This is a genomic window from Nocardiopsis sp. TNDT3, assembly GCF_003427465.1.
GTDB classification, from domain to species: domain Bacteria; phylum Actinomycetota; class Actinomycetes; order Streptosporangiales; family Streptosporangiaceae; genus Nocardiopsis; species Nocardiopsis dassonvillei.
This window is the reverse complement of sequence record NZ_QPFC01000222.1, coordinates 1-1,843: the sequence shown is the minus strand read 5'-3', so window position 1 is coordinate 1,843 and position 1,843 is coordinate 1. Positions and strand designations below refer to the sequence as shown.

The window sequence follows — 1,843 nt, the reverse complement described above, 5'->3', positions numbered from 1 at the left end:
GACGAGCGGGAGGAAGGGCCCGGGGGAGAAGAGCGGTTCGGGAAGAGCGGGCGGCCCGACGCGGAGCCGCGCCGTTCCGGGGGACGGCCGCCCTCCCCGGCGATGATGGACAGCGTTACCAAGGGGGGAACCATGCCAAGCAACGAGGAGCACTCGCCCAGGGTCGTGGTCGGCGTCGACGGCTCCGACCACTCGCGGGCGGCGCTGGAGTGGGCGGCCGCCGAGGCGGAGCGCAGGGGCGTGCCGCTGCGGGCCGTCCACGCGCTGGGAATGCCGCTGATCGTGTCGGCCGGCTCCGTGCCCGCCCGCTTCGACCCCACCGCGGAGATCTCGGACCAGGCCGACGAAGTGCTCACCAAGGCCGCGGAGCACGTGCGCCGTGTCCGGCCGTCGGTGACGGTGGAGACCGAGACCGCCCTGGAGGAGCCGCCGCTGGCGCTGCTGAGCCACAGCCGGACGCACGACGTGCTCGTGCTCGGCACACGGGGCCTGGGCACGTTCGCGTCGGTGTTCGTGGGCTCGGTGAGCATCCGCGTGGCCGCCCAGGCGGCCTGCCCGGTCGTGGTGGTGCCCTCGCACGGGGGCAGCCCCGCGACGACCTCGCTCGGCCGGGTCGTGGTCGGCGTGGACGGTTCCAGGAACGCCCGCCGGGCGCTGCGCCTGGCCGTGGACCTGGTGCGGGAGAGCGGCGGCGAACTCGTCGTGGTCAACAGCTGGGAGGTGCCCTACCCCTACGACCCGATCGCGATGACCTCCATGGGATACGAGCCCCAGGAGAAGCTGTTCGACCGCAAGTCCGAGGAGCTGGTGGGCGAGATGCTGCTCGACGTCACCGGCAGGCGGCGCGAGGACCTCGACTTCGAGGTCAGCGTGGTGCGCACCCAGGACAGCCCGGTCAACGCGCTGATCGGGGCCGCCGAGGGGGCCGACGCGATCGTGGTGGGCTCCCGGGGCCGGGGGAGCGTGCGCGGACTGCTCCTGGGCTCGGTCAGCCAGGGCGTGCTGCACCACTCCGAGATCCCGGTGGTGATCCTTCCGCACCACGCCGAGGAGGAGTAGCCGGGGAGTAGCCGGGGACACCGGTCCGGGCGCCCCCGGGCGGGTTCAGGAGTCTTCGCGGGTTCAGACGTCCCCGGCGGCGTACTCCAGGCAGAAGGGGTGCCCGGCGGGGTCGGCGTAGACCCGGAACAGGTCGCGGGGGTCGTCCTCGGCGACCGCGAGCCTGCGCGCCCCGAGCGCCAGCACGCGCTCCTCGGCCGCCTCGATGTCCTCCACCCAGACGTCGAGGTGCGCCTGCTGGGGCCGCTCGGGGTCCGGCCACGCCGGGGCCTTGTGGTCGGGCGCGTGCTGGAAGGCGAGCCGCGGCCACTCCTCCCCGACCACCACCCAGTGCTCCTCGCGCTTGGTGACGGGGAGCCCGAGCAGTTCGGCGTAGAAGTCCGCGAGCGCTCCGGGATCGGGGCAGTCCAGGGCGATGGTGTGCAGTCGTCCGATCATGGTTTGCACCCTGCCCAGCAGCATCGGAACGATGCGGCGACATGTCGACACGTCACCAGGGCGGTCGGGCACTGGTTGGTTGGCGAGGGCTTTCCGTCGAACTCCCCGCGCAGGGGCCGGAGGGCTCTGGGCAGAGCCGAGGGCCGGTGGGGTCAGGGAATGTGAGCTTGCGGAATCCCGTCGCGTTGGGTGCCTTAACCATCTGTCGACAAAACGACGAATCGGCTGGTAGTCGGCCACGGGGGACATGCTCCTTTCCCGCCGTCCGCTTCCGCCCCCACGACACCAGGACCGGCCCCGATCCCGGAAACGCCGGGGGCAGGTGGGCCCGGGCCCACCTGCCCCC

The 1,843-nt window shown here is 72.9% G+C and carries 2 protein-coding genes; one reads left to right on the top strand and one right to left on the bottom strand.

What is annotated here, in order from left to right:
* Window positions 1-132 precede the first annotated feature (132 nt).
* Window positions 133-1,059 (top strand): universal stress protein, encoded by a 927-nt coding sequence (locus DQW06_RS06120; RefSeq protein ID WP_013156264.1) that lies wholly within the window; start codon window positions 133-135, stop codon window positions 1,057-1,059.
* A 63-nt stretch (window positions 1,060-1,122) separates the two neighbouring features.
* Here the strand turns inward: DQW06_RS06120 and DQW06_RS06115 are convergent, their stop codons facing one another.
* On the bottom strand, window positions 1,123-1,497 hold the full coding sequence (locus DQW06_RS06115) for a VOC family protein (protein WP_117198121.1): 375 nt from the start codon (window positions 1,495-1,497) through the stop codon (window positions 1,123-1,125).
* Between the last annotated feature and the right edge of the window lie 346 nt (window positions 1,498-1,843).